This is a genomic window from Blautia sp. OM07-19, assembly GCF_003481595.1.
Taxonomy (GTDB): Bacteria; Bacillota; Clostridia; order Lachnospirales; family Lachnospiraceae; genus Blautia_A; species Blautia_A intestinihominis.
In genome coordinates, this window is sequence record NZ_QULA01000001.1 from 43,771 (window position 1) to 65,047 (window position 21,277).

Here is a 21,277-nt window from a genome sequence, read left to right on the forward strand (position 1 = left end):
GGCGGCAGATTAGGGACCGGTGTGTGGGAGACTCATTATCTCTCTTCTAATATCATTTTCAACCTTGGAATCTGATTATTCAAGATCAGTTCCTCCGGGAACATTTCTTCATGCACGAATTCGGCGGCGCAGGTGAAGTCTCCGATGTGTTCTGTGCCGTGGCTGTCGCTGGAGAGGACGATCGGGATGTTGTACTTGCGGCAGCAGCGCAGGATCTCGCGGTTGTTGGTTCGGGTGTCTCCTCGGTAGCCGTAGGGGGCGAGGGAGGCTTCGTTGATTTCAAAGATCACTCCGAATTCTTTTGCTGCGACTGCAAGTGTCTCATAATCTGCTGGAAAATGCGGATTATCGCAATGTCCGAGGATTTTGACGCAGGGATGCTTCATAGCGTTCAGGTAAGCACTTGTATTTTCTTTTACAGAACCACTCTTATAATTTTGCGCGTGCATGCTCGCAATCGCGTAATCCAGTTTGTCAAGAAGTTTATCACTTAAATCTACATGTCCATCAACATCAAGGATATTCAGTTCAACTCCAAACAATAATTCAATCTCAAAGCGTTTCTTGGGAGAATAAGAAAGACTTCTGAAATAAGAAGAAGTTCCCGCGGCAAGTGTGCCAGGTCCATGGTCTGTGATCCCGAGCAGTTTAAGCCCCTTCTTTGAAGCCGCTTTTGCCATATCAGAAACGGTACAGGTCGTTCCGTGCCCGCTTGCGATGGAATGTGTATGTACATCAGAAAGATACATGTTTGTTCCTCCTCCGATCGGAAAAAATCGTTACTGTCAGATCCAATTACAGTAACAGAAACTATACTGATCTCAGTATGGCAGTCTAAAATCCAAAAGTCAACTCAAAAATCAAATTCCAAATAAAAACCAACACAAAACAAACAAAAACCACAACAAAACCCGCACAAAAAACCGATAAATACTGTTGGATTTCGTTGACATGCAGGAGCGTGTAGAGTATAATGGTTCTATATGAATCGTGGCGTCATAGCGCCTTAAGAGGTGCCAGTGGCATGTCCGCTGATACATATGAGATATGGCGTTTGAGACACCATAAGAAAGGAGACGTGGAGATGTTTAATACCACAGATATTCCAAAGTCATCCAGAATTCCGAAACTGGTTGAGGCACTTTATGCCCACATGCCGGTTATCGAATCTGCAAGGGCGAAGCTTATCACAGAATCGTACAAGGCCACAGAGGGACAGCCTACGATCACCAGACGTGCAGAAGCTTTTGCCCACATTCTCCGTAATATCCCGATCATCATCCGTGACAACGAACTGATTGTTGGAAGCAGCACGATCGCACCGCGAGGATGTCAGACTTTCCCGGAATTTTCCTACCAGTGGCTGGAGGATGAACTGGATACGGTTGAAACGAGGAGCGCAGACCCGTTTTACATTGCTGAGGAGACCAAGCAGGAGTTAAGAGAAGTACATAAATACTGGAAGGGCAAAACCTCCAGCGAACTTGCAACCTCCTACATGGCGCCGGAAGCAATCAGAGCAATCGAACACAATATTTTTACACCAGGCAACTATTTTTACAACGGTGTCGGACATGTAACTGTTAAATATGAAGAAGTTCTTGCAATCGGTTACAAGGGAATCATCGACAAAGCACAGGCAGAACTCGACAGATGTCAGGTTGGAGACGGCAATTACGTCAAGAAATCACATTTTCTTAAGGCAGTCATCCTTTCCTGCCAGGCAGTCATCGAATACGCAGAGCGTTATGCAGAGCTTGCGTCCCAGATGGCAGCAGAGTGTACCGATCCTGTACGTAAACAGGAACTTCTGCAGATCTCACAGAACTGCAGCCGTGTTCCGGCAAATGGAGCAACAAGCTTCTATGAAGCATGCCAGTCCTTCTGGTTTGTACAGCAGCTCCTTCAGGTTGAATCCAGCGGACATTCCATTTCCCCTGGACGTTTTGACCAGTATATGTATCCTTATTATAAGGCAGATCTTGACAAGGGCATCATCACCAGAGAATCCGCACAGGAACTTCTTGACTGTATCTGGGTCAAACTGAATGACCTCAACAAAGTCCGTGATGCAGCTTCTGCAGAGGGATTTGCAGGATACAGCCTTTTCCAGAACCTGATCGTCGGTGGTCAGGACAAGGACGGAAATGATGTTACCAATGACCTTTCTGTTATGTGTATCCTTGCATCTATGCATGTACACCTGCCGATGCCTTCCCTTTCCATTCGTGTATGGAATGGCTCCCCGCACGAACTGCTGATCAAGGCAGCCGAGCTTACAAGAACAGGTATCGGACTTCCGGCCTACTATAATGATGAAGTTATCATCCCGGCACTTCTGAACAGAGGACTGACTCTTGCAGATGCCAGAGAATACAACATCATCGGATGTGTAGAACCGCAGAAAGCCGGCAAGACAGATGGATGGCATGACGCAGCATTCTTCAATATGTGCCGCCCGCTGGAACTCGTATTCTCCAATGGTATGGACAAGGGCGAGCTTGTTGGTATCCAGACAGGCGATGTCACCAAGATGACAACCTTCGAGGAATTTTATGACGCATACAAGAAACAGATGGAATACTGTATTTCCCTTCTTGTAAATGCAGATAATGCGATCGACGTTGCACACGCAGAACGTGTACCGCTTCCATTTGAATCCTGTATGGTAGATGACTGCATCAGCAGAGGACTTTCCGTTCAGGAAGGCGGCGCGATCTACAACTTCACAGGACCGCAGGGCTTCGGTATCGCAAATATGGCAGATTCCCTGTATGCGATCCGCAAACTTGTATACGAAGACAAGAAAGTTTCCATGGAAGAATACAAAGAAGCTCTTGCATGGAACTATGACAAAGGACTTGATGAGCAGTCAGTCAAAGATATCTCCGAGATGATCCTCAAGGGAATGCAGGACGGCGGCATGAATGTCACAGAAGACACAGCCAAAGCAGTCCTTACAACAGTCATGAGACTGAAACCTACAGAGGAGCAGCTTCGCAGATTCACAGAGATCCATCACATGATCGACGAAGTTCCGAAATACGGAAATGCGATCGACGATGTTGACTATTTTGCAAGAGACGTAGCTTATACATACACACGCCCGATGCAGAAATACCACAATCCACGTGGAGGACAGTATCAGGCAGGTCTTTATCCGGTATCAGCAAACGTACCGCTTGGTGGACAGACAGGTGCAACACCGGATGGCCGTTATGCACATACACCGGTTGCAGATGGCGTTTCTCCATCCGCAGGCAAGGATGTCAAGGGACCGACAGCGGCAGCAACTTCCGTTTCCAGACTGGATCACTTCATCGTATCCAACGGAACACTGTTCAACCAGAAATTCCATCCGTCAGCACTGGCAGGAAGGGAAGGACTGGAGAAGTTTGTTTCCCTGATCCAGACCTTCTTTGATCAGAAGGGAATGCATATGCAGTTCAACGTTGTTGACCGTGAGACTCTTCTCGACGCGCAGAAACATCCGGAGAAATATTCTCATCTGGTTGTACGTGTTGCAGGCTACAGTGCACTGTTTACAACACTTTCCCGTTCTCTTCAGGATGATATAATCAGAAGAACAGAGCAGGGCTTCTAAAAGGAAGATATTATGGATTATTTACAGACAAAAGGTCGTATTTTTGATATCCAGAGATATTCGATCCACGATGGCCCGGGGATCCGTACGATCGTCTTTCTGAAGGGCTGCGTGCTCCGCTGCCGCTGGTGCTGTAATCCGGAATCACAGGAATACAAGATCCAGACCATGAAAGTCCTCGGTGAGGACAAGGTGATCGGCAGAGATGTTACAGTAGAAGAGATGATCCAGGTGGTTGAACAGGATCGCCCGTACTACCGGCGTTCCGGCGGCGGCCTGACCCTCTCCGGAGGTGAGAGCCTCTGCCAGCCGGAGTTCGCGAGAGACCTTCTCAGAGCTGCCAAGGAGCGGGGAATCAACACCGCCCTGGAGAGCATGGCATGTGCACCGTTTGAGGTGATCGAGGAAATCCTTCCATATCTTGATCTGTATCTGATGGATATGAAGCATACCAATCCGGCAAAACATAAGGAATTCACTGGTCGCCCGAATGATCTGATGATGGAAAATGCCCGTAAGGTTGCACTTTCCGGCAAATGCAAGCTGATCATCCGAGTTCCGGTTATTCCGACGTTCAATGCGACGGTAGAGGAGATCCAGGGAATCGCATCCTTTGCGAATACCCTGCCCGGAGTAGAGCAGCTTCACCTGCTTCCGTATCACCGTCTCGGACAGGATAAGTACACCGGACTTGGCAGAGAATATCTGATGGATGGCATCCTTCCACCGACCGCAGAGGAGATGAATACCCTCAAGAGAGCGGCAGAGGCAGTAAGCTCCCTGCACGTTCAGATCGGCGGCTGAGGACAATAAAGTTATGTTGCGAAAAACAACAAAAACAACATTCAAGAAACAATAAAAACAACATAAAACAACGATAATTTCTTGACAATCCAGGTTATGAGGAGTAAAATCTTCTTAGAAATAAAACAAAACCCAAGCTATGCCCTGAGGGTTATCCTAATCGCCTCCAGGGTACGGCAAACCACACTGCTTTAGGAGGAAAATAAGCATGGTAAACGAATTTGAAATCAAAAAACAAATCTGTGACATCGGAAGACGTATCTACAACCGTAACATGGTTGCAGCAAACGACGGAAACATTTCCGTAAAACTGAACGACAACGAATTCCTCTGCACACCAACAGGTGTATCCAAAGGATTCATGACACCAGAGTTCATCTGTAAAGTAGATGCTCAGGGTAACGTAATCCAGGCTAACCCGGGATTCAAACCATCTTCTGAGATTAAAATGCACATGAGAGTATATCAGAAGAGACCAGACGTAGGATCTGTTGTACATGCTCATCCGATCTATGCAACATCCTTCGCTATCGCTGGTATCCCGCTTACACAGCCGATCATGCCAGAAGCTGTTATCGCTCTTGGATGCGTTCCGATCGCTGAGTACGGTACACCTTCCACAATGGAGATTCCGGACAACCTTGAGAAATATCTGCCATACTTCGACGCAGTTCTTCTTGAGAACCACGGAGCTCTTACATGGAGCACAGACCTGAACGCTGCATACATGAAGATGGAATCCGTAGAATTCTACGCACAGCTTCTGTATCAGAGCAAACTCCTTGGCGGACCGAAGGAATTCGACAAAGAAAACATCAAGAAACTGTATGAGATCCGTCGTAAATTCGGTATGCCTGGTAAACATCCTGCAAACCTCTGCCAGAACAAAGATGGCGTAAACTGCCACAACTGCGGTGGAGCATGCCACAACGAAGAATACAAACAGTTCCCGGGATATCAGTATGATTTCGTTGGTGGAGCAGCACCGGCAGCAGAAGCACCGGCAGCAGCACCGGCTAACGCAGATGCAGAACTGGTTGCAAACATCACAAAACAGGTTATGGCACAGCTTGGCCTGAAATAATTTACGGTCAGATAACCGGTAGACATTAAGGAGGAACAATCTCATGCCAATTAGTGAGAGCATGGTACAGGATATTGTACAGGAAGTAATGGCAAAAATGCAGATTGCAGATGCTCCGACAGGAAAACATGGCGTTTTCAAAGAAATGAACGATGCGATCGAAGCTGCCAAGAAAGCAGAACTGATCGTTAAGAAAATGTCCATGGATCAGAGAGAAAAAATCATCACCTGCATCCGTAAAAAAATCAAAGAAAATGCAGAAGTTATGGCTCGTATGGGCGTTGACGAAACCGGAATGGGTAATGTGGGAGACAAAATCCTCAAACATCATCTGGTAGCAGACAAGACACCTGGTACAGAGGACATCACAACAACTGCATGGTCAGGAGACAGAGGACTGACACTGATCGAAATGGGACCATTCGGTGTAATCGGTGCGATCACACCATGTACCAACCCAAGTGAAACAGTACTCTGCAATACAATCGGTATGCTGGCTGGCGGAAATACAGTAGTATTCAACCCGCATCCGGCTGCTATCAAGACTTCTATCTTTGCAATCAACCTGGTAAACGAAGCTTCTCTTGAAGCAGGCGGACCGGACAACATTGCAGTAACAGTTGAGAAGCCTACCCTTGAAACAAGCAATATCATGATGAAACATAAAGATATCCCGCTGATCGCAGCAACAGGCGGCCCTGGCGTTGTAACCGCAGTTCTTTCTTCCGGTAAGAGAGGAATCGGAGCCGGAGCAGGAAACCCGCCGGCAGTTGTTGATGAAACAGCTGATATCCGTAAGGCGGCACAGGACATCGTAAACGGATGTACATTTGATAACAACCTTCCATGTATCGCAGAGAAGGAAGTTGTTGCAGTATCTTCTGTAGTAGATGAACTGATGCACTACATGCTGACAGAAAACGACTGCTACCTGGCTTCCAAAGAAGAACAGGACAAATTAACAGAAGTTGTTCTGGCAGGCGGTAAACTGAACCGTAAATGTGTAGGTCGTGATGCAAAGACCCTTCTTTCCATGATCGGAGTAAACGCACCGGCAAATATCCGCTGCATCATCTTCGAAGGACCGAAGGAACATCCGCTTATCACAACAGAGCTTATGATGCCAATCCTTGGTATTGTAAGAGCCAAAGATTTTGATGATGCTGTAGAACAGGCTGTATGGCTTGAACATGGCAACCGTCACTCAGCACACATCCATTCCAAGAATGTTGATAACATTACCAAATATGCGAAAGCAATCGACACAGCAATCCTTGTTAAGAACGGCCCGTCCTATTCTGCACTTGGATTCGGTGGAGAAGGTTACTGTACATTCACAATCGCAAGCCGTACAGGAGAAGGTCTTACAAGTGCAAGCACCTTTACCAAGAGAAGACGCTGCGTAATGTCAGACAGCCTTTGCATTCGCTGATCAGGAGGAAATATTAAAATGGATATGAATAACGTAAATATTGAAGAAATCGTAAAACAGGTTCTTTCCGGAATGACCGGAAATGCACCGGCTCAGACAGCAGCACCGGCAGCTCAGGCTCCGGCAGCACCGACAGCTGATCCGGTAATCCCGAAAACAGCTCATGTTGCAATGCTGACAGCTCTGGAACACTATGAAATCAAAGAATTCCCGATGCCGGAAGTTGGAGATGACGATATCCTTGTTAAAGTAGAAGGATGTGGTATCTGCGGAACTGACGCACACGAATTCAAGAGAGACCCATTCGGTCTGATCCCTGTAGCTCTTGGACATGAGGGAACTGGTGAGATCGTAAAAATGGGTAAAAACGTTAAAGTTGATACAGCTGGAAAACCAGTTAAAGTCGGCGATAAAGTTGTTACATGTATGATCTTCAAGGATGATCCGGAAATCACAATGTTCGACCTCAACAAGAAAAATGTTGGTGGAGCAGATGTATACGGACTTCTTCCGGATGATGATGTACATCTTAACGGATGGTTCTCTGATTACATCCTGATCAGAGGAGGATCTTTTGGATCTACATTCTTCAACGTAAGTGATCTGGATCTGGATTCCCGTATCCTGATCGAGCCATGTGCAGTACTTATCCATGCAGTAGAAAGAGCAAAAACAACAGGAATCCTTAAATTCAACTCAAGAGTTGTTGTTCAGGGATGTGGACCGATCGGTCTTATCTGTATCGCTATCCTTCGTACCATGGGTATCGAAAACATCTGTGCAGTAGACGGAAATGCAAAACGTCTTGATTTCGCTAAGAAGATGGGTGCTGAAGTATCCGTTGACTTTACACAGTACAAAGGCATTGAAGCTCTTACAGAAGCTGTTAAAGAAGCTCAGGGCGGACATCTTGCAGATTTTGCATTCCAGTGTACAGGAAACCCGCACGCTCATGCAAACATCTACAAATTCATCCGCAACGGCGGTGGACTTTGCGAGCTTGGTTTCTTCATCAATGGTGGAGATGCAACAATCAACCCGCACTTCGATCTGTGTTCCAAAGAAATCAACCTGGTTGGTTCCTGGGTATACACACTGAGAGATTATGCAACAACATTTGATTTCCTCAAGAGAGCAAAAGCAATCGGACTTCCGATGTCTGATCTTATCACAGACAGATTCCCGCTTGAGCAGATCAATGAGGCACATCAGACAAACCTTGCAATGACAGGTCTTAAGATCGCGATCATTAATAAATAATCCGGAAATAAAGGAGAAGCAAAATGGCAGAAGCTGTAGGAATTTTGGAAGTATTTGGGCTGGCAACAGCCTTTGTAGCGGCAGATGCAGGTTGCAAGGCAGCCAATGTCCGCCTGGAGGTGTTCGACAAGAACAAACCTGCAAATGCTGACAGCCTGCCAGTACCGCTTCTGGTATGCATCAAATTCCGTGGAAGCGTTGAGGATGTTACCGCAGCTGTGGAAGCAGGAATGGCAGAAGCAAACCGGAGAACTGGTGTAGTGCAGCACTACGTAATACCGAATCCGACAGAGGATACGGTCAAGATGCTGAAAATCAGCGCCCTGGATAAAAGCTGACGCAGCTTAGATCCTGGTACAGTAATTAATTAAACAGATGATTCAGGAGGAAGAAATCATGGCACAGGAAGCTTTAGGAATGGTAGAGACCAGAGGACTGACAGCTGCAATCGAGGCAGCCGATGCAATGACAAAGGCAGCAGAAGTTGCACTGGTAGGAACTGAGAAGATCGGATCCGGACTGGTAACAGTTATGGTACGTGGTGATGTAGGAGCTGTCAAAGCAGCAGTAGAGAGCGGAAGCGCAGCAGCATCCAGACTTGGAGAGCTGGTAGCTACTCACGTAATCCCGAGACCACACACAGACGTAGAAAAAATTCTTCCAAAGATCTGATCTTAGCAGAATACATACAGATCAGTCAAAAGGAGTTCGCTCATGAATAAAGCATATGGTTTTATTGAGATCACAGGTGTTGTTGCCGCAATCAACGCGCTCGACATTATGTGCAAAACTGCAGACGTTGAGCTGGCGTCATGGGAACGTAAGCTGGGCGGACGACTGGTAACTCTTATCATACAGGGCGATGTATCAGCGGTGAACGAAGCAGTTGAAGCCGCTGTTGCAGGCGCGATTAAGAAACCGGCAAGTTATGCAGTGATCGCACGGCCGCACGAGGAGATCGTCAAACTCGTAGAGCTGAGTGCGAGCCGATGGAAGAAGAAAACACAGGAAGTAGCAGACAATTAGTTACTGTTTATAGGGAATATCCCGCGAGGTGTTTTGCCATGAATATGGCAAAATCCCGAGACATGCAGGGCAAAATGCTATCACCGTAGGTGATTTGGAATGCATTTTGACCAAGTTGCTGTGAACGAAGTGAACAGTAACCAGAATTAATTTTTATTTATCCATAAGGAGGATATGATCATGACACAGGAAGCATTAGGAATGGTAGAAACCAGAGGACTTACAGCAGCTATCGAAGCAGCAGACCAGATGTGCAAAGCAGCTAACGTTGCACTTGTAGGAACAGAGAAGATCGGATCCGGACTGGTAACAGTTATGGTACGTGGAGACGTAGGAGCTGTTAAATCTGCAGTAGAGAGCGGAAGCGCAGCAGCATCCAGACTTGGAGAACTCGTTGCTACACACGTAATCCCGAGACCACACACAGACGTAGAAAAAATCCTTCCGTCAATCAAATAACCAAAGATCCTGAAAACGGAAGAAAGCAGGTGTAATCTTGGAATCAAAGAATATCGAACTGATCACAAAGATGGTCATTGATGCCATCAATCAGTCAGAAGAAAAAAGCAATGGCTTCATGGTTCCGATCGGAGTTTCCGCAAGACACGTTCACCTGACACAAGAGCACGTAGAGACATTATTCGGACCTGGATATCAGCTCACCAAGAAGAAAGATCTGATGGGCGGACAGTTCGCATCAAACGAAACTGTTACGATTATTGGTCTGAAACTCCGTGCGATCGAGAACGTCCGTGTACTCGGACCGGTCCGCAGTGCAACACAGGTTGAGGTATCAGCAACAGATGCCATCAAACTTGGAATGAATGTTCCGGTACGTATGTCCGGTGACATTGCAGGAAGCGCACCGATCGCGATCGTTGGACCGAAGGGCGCCATCTATCTCAAAGAGGGATGTATCGTGGCTATGCGTCACATCCATATGTCTCCTAAGGATGCACAGGCAGCCGGTGTCAAGAACGGTGATATCGTTTCTGTCAAGGCAGATAACGAGCGCGGAACTATTTTCAATCATGTTGCGATCCGTGTAGACGACAGCTTTACACTGGAAATGCACATTGATACAGATGAAGCGAATGCAGCAAAGATTGCCACAGGCAATACAGTTACCATCATAAAGTAAATACGAATCTCCTGGATCAGCCGGTGGCGTATGCCACCGGCATTAGGGGATTATATAATAATGCGGAGGCACACACATGATAGTAGGTAAAGTAGTTGGAAGCGTGGTTTCCACGCGGAAGAGTGACAAGTTAATAGGACAGAAATTCATGATTGTGGAGCCGGTGCATCATATGAAAACTGACTTATCCCAGATCGTTGCGATCGATATCATCGGCGCAGGAATCGGGGAATATGTATTGGTGGCACAAGGAAGCGCAGCAAGGATTGGCTGCGGTGAAGAAACAGCACCGATCGATGCCGCAATCGTCGGAATCATCGATGATGGTGCAGGATTGGAGTAACGCCATGGAAATCAAAGATTTACAGAAAATTATACAGGACAGTGGCGTCGTAGGCGCTGGTGGAGCCGGTTTCCCGACATACGCCAAGCTTACTGACAAGGCGGACACAATTCTTATGAACTGTGCAGAATGTGAACCATTGCTGAAACTTCACAGACAGTTACTTGAAAAACATGCATATGAGATCATGAAAACTTTCCATATGGTTATGGAAACCGTTGGTGCTTCACAGGCAATCATCGGAATCAAGAAATCCTATGTTCAGACGATCAAGGCACTGCAGCAGCACATTGAGGAATTCCCTGGCCTGAAGATCCATCTTCTTGATGAAGTGTATCCGATGGGCGATGAAGTTGTGCTGATCTATGAAGCTACAGGACGTGTTTGCAGACCTGGCGGACTGCCGATTGAGCAGGGCGTCATTGTATTCAACGTAGAGACGATCTACAATGTATATCAGGCAGTGACATCACAGAAGCCTGTAACAGAGAAATACGTGTCTGTAGTAGCAGAAGTCGGTCATCCTGTAACAGTCAAGGTTCCGCTGGGCTGTACACTGGATGAAGTAGTAGCACAGGCTGGTGACATTACCACAAAAGATCCTGTTTATTTTGTAGGCGGACCGATGATGGGACGCATTGGCAACGGATCAGATCCGGTGACCAAAACAACAAACGCAGTTCTCGTTCTTCCACACGATCATCAGATCGTCATGAAGAAAAGAAGAACTTCAGCAATCGACTTAAAACGTGCAGCATCTATTTGCTGCCAGTGTAATACCTGTACAGACCTTTGCCCGAGACATAACCTCGGACACCCGATCGACCCGGCACGCTTTATGAGAGCAGCATCTGCCGGAGATTTCAGAGATGTAAATCCATACATCAATTCCGCATTCTGCAGTTCCTGCGGTGTATGCGAAATGTATGCCTGCCCGCAGAGTCTTGCACCAAGATCACTTCTTGCAGACATGAAGGGCGGACTTCGTAAAGCAGGTATCAGACCTCCTCAGGGAGTTCAGCCGGTACCGGTTAAACCTTCAAGAGAATATCGCAAGGTTCCGGAAGAACGTCTGATGGCCCGTTTAGGACTGACAAAATACGACAAGGACGCACCGATGGACGAGAACGTAGTTCCGGTATCCAAGGTTAAGATCCTTCTGAGCCAGCATATCGGAGCACCGGCACAGGCAATTGTGAAAACAGGCGACACAGTAACAAAGGGACAGATGATCGCGCAGCATGCTGACGGATTAAGCGTAAGCATCCATGCAAGTATCTCAGGAAGAGTAACTGAAGTAACAGATCGCCATATCATAATCGCAGCAAAGTAGAAAGGACGTGCAGAACATGAGTAAAGCAATCGGAATGATTGAATTTAAAACGACTGCCACAGGTATCACAGCAGCAGATACCATGGTAAAGACCTCTGATGTAGAGATCGTCGAGGCACAGACCGTATGTCCGGGAAAATATATTGCAATTATCACAGGCGATTTAAGTGCAGTAAAAGCCGCTGTTGACGCAGCAGTAACCACATATGAGGACAAATGTATCGACAGCTTTGTACTTGGTAACCCGCACGAATCCCTTTTCCCGGCAATGTATGGAACAACACAGGTAGAAGGAATCAGTGCTCTGGGAATTCTGGAGACATATGATGCCGCTTCCATTATCGAAGCAGCAGACCAGGCAGCCAAGACTGCGATCGTAGACGTTATCGAACTTCGTATCGCAAAAGGTATGTGTGGAAAATCCTACATGCTTCTTACAGGAGAAGTTTCAGCAGTAGAAGCTTCCATCGAGAAAGCAAAAGAATTCGTGGCAGAAAAAGGTATGTACCTGGATTCATCTGTCATTGCACATCCGGATAAACGAATGATGGATTCTCTTTTATAAAAAATAAATGTTCTCAAAAGGGGGCAAAGTAAATGCTGGCATTAGAAAGACGGAATTTAATTCTGGAGAAACTTCAGACAGAAAAGAAGGTCGTAGTAAGCGAACTCAGTCAGCTCTACGAAGTTTCAGAAGAAACGATCCGCCGCGATCTTGACAAGCTCGAAAAGGAAGGGCTTGCTATCAAAAGCTATGGCGGTGCAGTCATAAACGAGGATGTAAGTATCGATTTGCCCTTCAATATCCGCAAAAACCAGAACGTAAGCGGAAAACAAAAAATGGCGGAGATTGCCGCCTCTCTGGTGCAGGAGGGAGACCACATTTTTCTTGATGCAAGTACCACAGCTGTCTTTGTAGCAAAAGCACTTAAGGAGAAAGAGCGTCTCACTGTAATCACAAATTCCATGGAGATTCTTCTTGAACTTTCTGACGTATCCGGCTGGAATATTATTTCAACCGGAGGTGTCATGAAAGAAGGATATCTTGCATTCCTGGGCTCCAGAACAGAGGAGTCGATCCGGTCCTATTATGTAGACAAGGTCATTATCTCCTGCAAGGCACTGGATCATGAGTGGGGAATCATGGAATCAAAGGAATCCTTTGGCACAACAAAAAAAGCCATGATCGCATCAGGGCGTGAGAAGATTCTGGTTGTAGACAGCACAAAATTTGATCAGACCGCTTTTTCTGTAGCAGGAAAACTGCGGGATGTAGATGTGGTTGTAACGGACAGGAAACCATCAGACAAATGGATGGGTTATTTCAAAGATGCAGGCGTAAAATGTCTCTATCCTGACATGCAGCCATAGAAAGGGAGCAACAGATATGAAGACCTTTGAAATGAAAACAGCGATTCATTTTGGAGAGAATGCACTGGAACGTCTTGAGAACATTCCATACAAAAGAGTTCTGATCATTACAGACCCATTTGTAGTGCAGAGCAAAATGATTGATCTGATTACCAGACCTCTGGAAAAAGCTGGTAAGGAATATGATATTTTCCATAACGTTGTACCGGATGCACCGGTCGACAAAATCGCAGACGGAGTTAAGAAATTCCTGAGCTATCAGCCGGAAGCAATCATCGCAGTTGGCGGTGGTTCTGCAATTGACTCTTCCAAGGCAATCCGTGAGTTTGCCCTGAAGATCAACCATTACGGCGAGGTTGGACTGATCGCAATTCCGACCACAAGTGGAACAGGATCAGAAGTAACTTCTTTTGCAGTTGTAAATGATACCGAAGCAAAAGTTAAATACCCACTGGTTTCTGACAGCCTGACAGCTGATGAAGCGATTCTGGATGCAGAGCTTGTTAAGAGCGTACCTCCGGCGATTACAGCAGATACAGGAATGGATGTGTTCACACATGCACTGGAATCCTATGTAAGTACCGGACATAACGAATTCTCAGCAGCACTCGCAGAGAAAGCAATGGAAATCTGCGGAGTATTCCTCCTCAGAGCATATCTCGACGGAAGTGATATGCACGCAAGACAGAAGATGCACGTGGCCTCCTGTCTGGCAGGACTTTCCTTTAACACAGCGGGACTTGGTATCACACACAGCATGGCCCATCAGCTTGGTGCGATGTTCCATATTCCTCACGGAAGAGCAAACGCGATGCTCCTTCCTCACATTGTGGAATTCAATGCGAACATCAACAAGAGAAGCAGAAGCCAGAAGACATATCTTCCTGCAGTAGAACGATATGCGTTAGTTGCACACATCCTGGGACTGAGCAATTACAACCAGGTTATGAGTGTACGTTCTCTTGTGAACTGGATCCAGTTCATGCAGAAGGAAATGAATATTCCGATGACTATCCAGGAGCTTGGTACCATCACTCCAGATGCATATTTTGCAGCAGTGGATAAGATGGCTGAGGCGGCACTTGCGGATGCCTGCACACCAACGAACCCACGAACACCGACCAAAGAAGATATCATCAAGATCTACACCAAACTTTGGTCCTTCTAAATCAAAAATGACATGGGAGATGCCGAGATGAGCATTTATACAACAAACGGTGACAAGGGGACTACGAACCTTGTCCGTACAAAAAATGTCTCCAAGTCAGATGACCGTATTCAACTGGTAGGAACGATTGATGAGCTGACCAGTCATCTTGGACTTATCAAGACCATGATGGATAAAGCTGAGGATATCCACTTTCTTGAGGATATCCAGAAGAATCTGAATATGATCGTATCAGGCGTGGCAGATCCTTTTAACAGAGAGTTCAGGACAGAAGATGATCAGACAGGACAGCTTGAAGACGAGATCGATCGTCTGGATGGCCTGTTCAGCTGCCCGAAGGAAGAAAATATCCTTCCGGGCAGCAGCCGTCTGTCAGCAGAACTGGATATCGCAAGGGCAGTTGCAAGGAGAGCGGAGCGTGATCTGGCAGCTGTCAGTGTGAAATTCGGAGCAGACAACGGCGCAAAGAAATACATGAACCGTCTGAGTGATTATCTGTATATCATGGCCAGATATACAGAAACCACAGAGCAGCCGGTACAAAACCAGGAAGAAAGCAGACCTTCCGGTGGAAAAGAGACAGAACCAGTGGCAGCAGTACAGACTCCGGCGACAAGCGAGGCAGTGATCCAGGAAGTTCTCAAACGAATGGGAATCCAGGGACGGATCACTCTGGACAGCGCAAAGCGCCTGATAGACAAAATCGAACAGGAAGCAGCGCGTCGTGGCAAGAAAGCGGTGATCGCGGTCTGCGGTCCGGATGGAAATCCGATCGCAGTCCATGTCATGGATGGAGCATTCCTTGTAAGTTTTGATGTAGCCACCAAGAAAGCCTACACAGCAGTCGCAGTCAAGATGTCTACGAAGGAACTCAGTATCCTGGCACAGCCGGGAGGAACTTTTTACGGCGTAGACAAGATGGATGGCGGCAGGATCGTGATCTTTGGCGGCGGTGTACCACTTAAGGTTGGAGATACGATCATCGGAGGCCTGGGAATCAGCGGAGGAACCGGTGAGGAGGATCACAGCCTGGCAGAGTATGCACTATCTGTTTTGAATGAAGTATTATGAATATCATAAAGTATTTTACATAAGATAAAGAATCTGTTTTCACTTTAAATGAGACAGATTCTTTATTGTGTTTATGAAAAGAAAAGGAGGAGCTATTTATGAAAAAAATTGGGATTGCATTACTGGTGTCTATATTACTGGTGCTGATGGCAGTTCCGGTGCAGGCAGATAACATCAATTATACTACAATTCGCGGCAAAGGCCGCACTTACTATCTTTCCATTGAATTTAACAGGAAATATCAGATGAGGAGCCGCCTCTACCAGAAAACATCATCCGGCAAAAAGGTTGTGGCTGCTACAGGATTTGCCAATGAAAACCGTCTCGAATATGTGGGAACGTATGGCAATAAACTGTACTTCAGTTATAAGTATAATACACGCATCAGAACTTACAGTTATACAATTGGAAAGAGCGGATTTAAACTGGAGAATGGAAGCCTTTATCTGCAGGCAATGCGTGGAAACTATGCATACGGGTACAGACAGATCCCAGATGACAACTCACCCACAAAGCTGTATATTTATAATGTTGCGACCAGAAAATCAACATACATTGGCCTGGGATACTTCTCTGATATCAAATATATTGGAGGTAAGATCTATTACGTGCGATACTCCAATCGCTACAGAACAGCGTATATTATGAGATGCAATCCGAACGGAACAGGAAAGAAGATTCTCAAAACGCTCAAAAATAAATACCCAATGTATGTATTTACAATAGGAAAAAACAGAGCAACTTACTACATTGACAGAAATGACGAATATCGCGAGGCGAGCGTTCGTTATTAAATAAAATATTCAGGAAAGCAGGTTTTGGATGACAGACGAGAAGTACGACATTTTAAAAAGATATTTTGGATATGATACCTTCCGTGAAGGACAGGAACAGGTGATTGACGAACTGCTTTCCGGCAGGGATGTGCTTGGCGTGATGCCGACAGGTGCAGGGAAATCTTTGTGCTATCAGATCCCGGCATTGATCTTTCCGGGGATCACGCTGGTCATTTCCCCGCTGATCTCTCTCATGAAAGATCAGGTGCGGGCGTTGAATGAGGCGGGTGTCCACGCGGCATATCTCAACAGTTCACTGACGCAGGGACAGTATTACAAGGCTTTGTCACTGGCAGTAGAGGGAAGATATCCGATCATCTACGTGGCACCGGAGCGGCTTCTGACAGATTCGTTCCTTTCATTTGCGGTGAATGCAGATATCGCGATGGTTGCTGTGGATGAGGCACACTGCGTTTCACAGTGGGGACAGGATTTCCGGCCAAGTTATCTCAAGATCACAGAATTTATTGAGAAACTTCCGAAGCGCCCGGTCGTGGCAGCATTTACGGCGACTGCAACGAAAGAAGTCAGGGATGATATCCAGAATATCCTTATGCTTAAGACACCTTATGTCGTGACTACTGGATTTGACAGGAGCAATCTCTTTTTTCAGGTAGAATCACCGAAAGATAAATACGCAGAAGTGAAGAATTACATAGAGCAGCACCCGGACGAGAGCGGGATCATCTACTGCCTGACCAGAAAACTGGTGGAAGAAGTCTGTGGGAAACTGATCCGGGACGGATTCCGCGCGACGCGTTATCATGCCGGACTTTCCGATGAAGAACGACGCATCAATCAGGATGATTTTATCTATGACCGCAGTCCGATCATGGTGGCGACAAATGCGTTCGGAATGGGAATCGATAAGCCGGATGTCCGCTACGTCATCCACTACAATATGCCGAAAAACATGGAAAGTTATTACCAGGAGGCAGGAAGGGCAGGACGTGACGGAGAGCCGTCAAAATGCATCCTTCTGTACAGTGGACAGGATGTAATCACAAATCGCTTTTTCATTGAAAATAATCAGGACAATGAGGAACTGGATGATGCTACACAGGAACTGGTCATGCAGCGCGATGAAGAGCGACTGCGGCAGATGACTTTTTACTGCTTCACACATGACTGTCTGCGGTCCTATATTCTGAGATATTTCGGAGAATACGGTGCAGCCTACTGCGGAAACTGTTCCAACTGCCTGACAGAATTCGAAGAAAAAGATGTCACCGAAGAGGCAAAAGCAATCGCGGAGTGCATCAACAGCAGTCATCAGAGATACGGTGTGAATGTGATCCTGGACACCTTGCACGGCGCAAATACTGCCAAGATCCGACAATACCATATGGAAGAAAATCCTTCCTATGGAAAACTCTCCAAAGTCCCGGCCTATCGTCTGCGCCAGATCTTCAACGAACTTCTGGTGCAGGATTACCTGCGGCTCTCAGACGACGGCTATACGATCGTGAAGTTTGGCCCGCGGATCGGTGAACTTTTGGCGCAGGACAGTACGATACAGATGAAACTTCCAAAAGAACAGGAAAAGAAACCAAAAGAAAAGCTATCCCGGAAACGCAAAGCACCGGTCAGCGGACTCACCGAAGAAGACCAGCCGCTTTTCCAGAAACTCCGTGAACTCCGCACCGAGATCGCCCGCCGGGAGAAGATCCCGCCGTATATGGTATTTTCAGACAAGACACTGATCCACATGTGTATCCTGAAGCCAGTAGATAAGGAAAGAATGCTCCAGGTAACGGGAGTTGGAGAACATAAATATGAGAAGTACGGCAAAGAATTCGAAATCAGGATAAAAGAACTCATATAAAATGTAAAACTCAGGGTTATTATGTGCCCTGAGTTTTGTTACATCATGAGATAGAGTTAGGAACGCTTATATTTCCCAGGCGTCATCCCCTTGTACTTCTTGAATGTTCGAATAAAGTAGCTCAGATCATTGAACCCATTCCGATAAGCGATCTCCGTGATCGAATCATCCGTAGTCGACAACTGATAACACGCCTGCTCGATCCTCTGATGGTTCAGATAATCCATCGGCGTCTGATGTGTCATCTCAGAGAAAAATCTGCAGAAATACTTCGGCGACATGGATACGGAAGAGGAAAGCTGCTGAAGAGTAAGGGGGGAGGCATAGTTGTGTTCGATAAAGTCAAGTACCTGTTTCAGCTGCAGGATACGCTTGTAATCACGCCGCGTTCTGGTAACGCTTTCCAGGTAGTAATGATTGCCAAAAACAATACCGAAAAAGTGGTAAAATTGTCCAATAACGGTCATTTCATATCCGGATGGCCGCATCCAGAGAGCATCAAAAATACTGTTCACAGTGGCACAGATTTCTTCAGATGCCGGGGTGAAATGATGATAAATAAGGATTTCCTGATGAATAATTTTCTGCATATAGGTTGAACAGACAGAATTATATTTCAGAAAAGTATTTCCGTCAAAAACAATACACTGATACACACAATCCTCGGGAATCCCGCTGTGCAGGATGCCGCTGTGTATAAAAATGATATCTCCCGCTGTTGCTGTGAAGCTTTTTTCGTCTAAAGTGACAGAGAGAGAACCCTTCAGGATGCGTATGATCTCATATTCGACATGCCAGTGATAGGACATGACATAGCGGGGATGGCTGGGTTCTATATGATGGAATTCAAACGGGAATTCATAAGTTCCCCTCAGGCGGTCTTCGTTACGGTCCAGATCGTGCAAAAAAATCTCCTCCTTATATGTTTTTTTCAAAAAAATCATATTCACAGTCAAAAAAGTGAATATTGTACTACTTTTTGCTATTATAACACAAGTAATTATGCCTTGGCAATTGTATACTATGAAGTATAGAAAACAAGGGAGCTTTTTGTGGACTGTTCACAGTTGTTGTCAGAAACTCCCAATAGACAATTACTTATAATGGAGGTAATTTAGCATGGCAAAGAGCAGATTAGTAGGCAGCTATCCGGTTATCGGTATCAGACCAACAATTGATGGACGTAGAGGAGCCCTGGACGTAAGAGGATCTCTTGAAGAGCAGACAATGAACATGGCTAAGTCCGCTGCAAAGCTTTTTGAAGAAAATTTAAAATATTCCAACGGTGAGCCGGTTAAGGTTGTTATCGCTGATACAACAATCGGACGTGTAGGTGAGAGTGCAGCATGTGCTGATAAATTCCGCAAAGAAGGCGTTGATATCACAGTTACAGTTACACCTTGCTGGTGCTATGGTGCAGAGACAATGGATATGGATCCGCAGACAATCAAAGCTGTATGGGGATTCAACGGAACAGAGAGACCTGGAGCAGTTTATCTTGCATCCGTTCTTGCTACACATGCACAGAAGGGACTTCCGGCATTCGGTATCTATGGACATGATGTTCAGGAAGCTGATGATACATCTATCCCGGAAGACGTTAAAGAAAAATTACTCAGATTTGGACGTGCAGCAGTTGCAGCAGCTTCCATGAGAGGAAAATCCTATCTGCAGATCGGTTCCGTTACAATGGGTATCGGCGGATCTATCATTGATTCCGATTTCATCGAATCCTATCTTGGAATGCGTGTTGAATCCGTTGATGAGGTAGAAATCATCCGTCGTATGACAGAAGGTATCTATGATCATGCAGAATTTGAAAAAGCTCTCAAATGGGCTAAAGAAACATGTAAGATCGGCTGGGACAAGAACCCGGAAGAACTGCAGTTCTCTCCAGAAAAGAAAGAAGAGCAGTTTGAATTCGTAGTTAAGATGGCAGTTATCATCAAAGAGCTGATGAACGGCTGCGATAACCTTGATCCTGCATTCTCTGAAGAAGCAATCGGACACAACGCTCTGGCAGCTGGTTTCCAGGGACAGAGACAGTGGACAGACTTCTATCCGAACGGTGACTTCGCAGAAGCAATGCTGAATACTTCATTTGACTGGAACGGAGCTCGTGAGCCGTATATCCTTGCTACAGAGAACGACGTTCTCAACGGTCTTGGAATGATGTTCATGAAACTCCTTACAAACAGAGCTCAGATCTTTGCTGACGTTCGTACATACTGGAGCCCTGAGGCAGTTAAGAAAGCTACAGGATATGACCTTGAAGGTGTTGCCAAAGAAGCTGGCGGATTCCTTCACCTGATCAACTCCGGTGCTGCCTGCCTTGACGCTAACGGCGAAGCAAAAGACGAAAACGGCAATGCTGTTATGAAACAGTGGTGGGATATCACAGAAGAAGACCAGAAAGCAATCATGGATAACACAGAATGGTGTATGGCTGACAACGGATACTTCCGTGGAGGCGGATACTCCAGCCGTTATGAAACAAAAGCTCAGATGCCTGCAACAATGATCCGTCTGAACCTTGTTAAAGGACTTGGACCGGTTCTGCAGATCGCAGAAGGATGGACAGTAGCCCTTCCGGAAGAAGTATCTGACAAACTTTGGAAACGTACAGACTACACATGGCCATGTACATGGTTCGCACCAAGATGCGATGGCAAAGAAGGACCGTTCAAGACAGCTTATGATGTAATGAATAACTGGGGAGCTAACCACGGTGCTATCTCCTATGGACATATCGGAGCTGACCTGATCACAATGTGCTCAATGCTTCGTATTCCGGTATCCATGCACAACGTTCCGGAAAAAGATATCTATCGTCCGGCAGCATGGAATGCATTCGGAATGGATAAAGAAGGTGCAGACTTCCGTGCTTGCAAGAACTACGGACCTCTGTATAAATAAATTAAACTGTTAAACTGATTTTAATCAAATGCCATGATTAAACGACATCCCCGAGGATTTCTT

Annotated in this window: 21 protein-coding genes; 19 read left to right on the top strand and 2 right to left on the bottom strand. The window is 46.2% G+C overall.

The window, feature by feature from the left end; genetic code table 11:
- Window positions 1-35: 35 nt before the first annotated feature.
- Window positions 36-749 (bottom strand): phosphatase, encoded by a 714-nt coding sequence (locus DXC01_RS00175; protein ID WP_118697960.1) that lies wholly within the window; start codon window positions 747-749, stop codon window positions 36-38.
- 335 nt (window positions 750-1,084) lie between these two features.
- On the opposite strand from DXC01_RS00175, the gene DXC01_RS00180 reads away from it, so the two are divergent.
- The 18 genes from DXC01_RS00180 to recQ all read left to right on the top strand — a co-directional run bounded on the left by DXC01_RS00180 (window position 1,085) and on the right by recQ (window position 18,298).
- Complete coding sequence (locus DXC01_RS00180; protein WP_118698158.1) at window positions 1,085-3,604, top strand: glycyl radical protein; 2,520 nt, start codon at window positions 1,085-1,087, stop codon at window positions 3,602-3,604.
- 12 nt (window positions 3,605-3,616) lie between these two features.
- A complete protein-coding gene (locus DXC01_RS00185; protein WP_022215763.1) occupies window positions 3,617-4,408 on the top strand; it encodes a glycyl-radical enzyme activating protein in 792 nt (263 codons plus the stop codon).
- A gap of 208 nt (window positions 4,409-4,616) precedes the next feature.
- Window positions 4,617-5,492 (top strand): class II aldolase/adducin family protein, encoded by an 876-nt coding sequence (locus DXC01_RS00190; protein WP_118697962.1) that lies wholly within the window; start codon window positions 4,617-4,619, stop codon window positions 5,490-5,492.
- 43 nt (window positions 5,493-5,535) lie between these two features.
- Window positions 5,536-6,924: an aldehyde dehydrogenase family protein gene (locus DXC01_RS00195; protein WP_118252027.1), complete on the top strand. Its 1,389-nt coding sequence runs from the start codon at window positions 5,536-5,538 to the stop codon at window positions 6,922-6,924.
- A gap of 18 nt (window positions 6,925-6,942) precedes the next feature.
- Entirely contained in the window at window positions 6,943-8,184 is a 1,242-nt protein-coding gene (locus DXC01_RS00200) for a zinc-dependent alcohol dehydrogenase (protein WP_022215766.1), read from the top strand.
- A 23-nt stretch (window positions 8,185-8,207) separates the two neighbouring features.
- Entirely contained in the window at window positions 8,208-8,522 is a 315-nt protein-coding gene (locus tag DXC01_RS00205) for a BMC domain-containing protein (RefSeq protein WP_005427726.1), read from the top strand.
- 58 nt (window positions 8,523-8,580) lie between these two features.
- Window positions 8,581-8,856: a propanediol utilization microcompartment protein PduA gene (gene pduA / locus DXC01_RS00210; protein WP_022215767.1), complete on the top strand. Its 276-nt coding sequence runs from the start codon at window positions 8,581-8,583 to the stop codon at window positions 8,854-8,856.
- A gap of 42 nt (window positions 8,857-8,898) precedes the next feature.
- The gene (locus DXC01_RS00215; protein WP_022215768.1) at window positions 8,899-9,210 is read left to right on the top strand and encodes a BMC domain-containing protein; all 312 of its coding nucleotides are present in this window, start codon (window positions 8,899-8,901) and stop codon (window positions 9,208-9,210) included.
- 180 nt (window positions 9,211-9,390) lie between these two features.
- On the top strand, window positions 9,391-9,669 hold the full coding sequence (locus DXC01_RS00220; RefSeq protein WP_118252026.1) for a BMC domain-containing protein: 279 nt from the start codon (window positions 9,391-9,393) through the stop codon (window positions 9,667-9,669).
- 70 nt (window positions 9,670-9,739) lie between these two features.
- The gene (pduL, locus tag DXC01_RS00225) at window positions 9,740-10,351 is read left to right on the top strand and encodes a phosphate propanoyltransferase (RefSeq protein WP_420314324.1); all 612 of its coding nucleotides are present in this window, start codon (window positions 9,740-9,742) and stop codon (window positions 10,349-10,351) included.
- A gap of 76 nt (window positions 10,352-10,427) precedes the next feature.
- Window positions 10,428-10,694, top strand: coding sequence for a EutN/CcmL family microcompartment protein (locus tag DXC01_RS00230; RefSeq protein ID WP_118252025.1), 267 nt, complete (start codon window positions 10,428-10,430; stop codon window positions 10,692-10,694).
- A gap of 4 nt (window positions 10,695-10,698) precedes the next feature.
- Complete coding sequence (locus DXC01_RS00235) at window positions 10,699-12,027, top strand: 4Fe-4S dicluster domain-containing protein (RefSeq protein ID WP_022215772.1); 1,329 nt, start codon at window positions 10,699-10,701, stop codon at window positions 12,025-12,027.
- Window positions 12,028-12,043: 16 nt separating this feature from the next.
- On the top strand, window positions 12,044-12,592 hold the full coding sequence (locus DXC01_RS00240; protein ID WP_022215773.1) for a BMC domain-containing protein: 549 nt from the start codon (window positions 12,044-12,046) through the stop codon (window positions 12,590-12,592).
- Window positions 12,593-12,624: 32 nt separating this feature from the next.
- Complete coding sequence (locus tag DXC01_RS00245) at window positions 12,625-13,398, top strand: DeoR/GlpR family DNA-binding transcription regulator (protein ID WP_022215774.1); 774 nt, start codon at window positions 12,625-12,627, stop codon at window positions 13,396-13,398.
- A 16-nt stretch (window positions 13,399-13,414) separates the two neighbouring features.
- Window positions 13,415-14,566: a 1-propanol dehydrogenase PduQ gene (locus tag DXC01_RS00250; protein ID WP_022215775.1), complete on the top strand. Its 1,152-nt coding sequence runs from the start codon at window positions 13,415-13,417 to the stop codon at window positions 14,564-14,566.
- Window positions 14,567-14,593: 27 nt separating this feature from the next.
- On the top strand, window positions 14,594-15,637 hold the full coding sequence (locus tag DXC01_RS00255) for a cob(I)yrinic acid a,c-diamide adenosyltransferase (RefSeq protein WP_118697964.1): 1,044 nt from the start codon (window positions 14,594-14,596) through the stop codon (window positions 15,635-15,637).
- Between the two features lie 98 nt (window positions 15,638-15,735).
- Window positions 15,736-16,431, top strand: a complete 696-nt coding sequence (locus tag DXC01_RS00260; RefSeq protein ID WP_118697965.1) for a hypothetical protein — start codon at window positions 15,736-15,738, stop codon at window positions 16,429-16,431.
- Window positions 16,432-16,459: 28 nt separating this feature from the next.
- Window positions 16,460-18,298, top strand: a complete 1,839-nt coding sequence (gene recQ / locus DXC01_RS00265; protein WP_118697966.1) for a DNA helicase RecQ — start codon at window positions 16,460-16,462, stop codon at window positions 18,296-18,298.
- Window positions 18,299-18,354: 56 nt separating this feature from the next.
- Here recQ and DXC01_RS00270 read toward each other — a convergent pair whose 3' ends face one another.
- Window positions 18,355-19,203, bottom strand: a complete 849-nt coding sequence (locus DXC01_RS00270; protein ID WP_118697967.1) for an AraC family transcriptional regulator — start codon at window positions 19,201-19,203, stop codon at window positions 18,355-18,357.
- A 214-nt stretch (window positions 19,204-19,417) separates the two neighbouring features.
- Here DXC01_RS00270 and DXC01_RS00275 point away from each other — a divergent pair, with 214 nt between their 5' ends.
- Entirely contained in the window at window positions 19,418-21,214 is a 1,797-nt protein-coding gene (locus tag DXC01_RS00275; protein WP_118252022.1) for an L-fucose isomerase, read from the top strand.
- Window positions 21,215-21,277 lie beyond the last annotated feature (63 nt).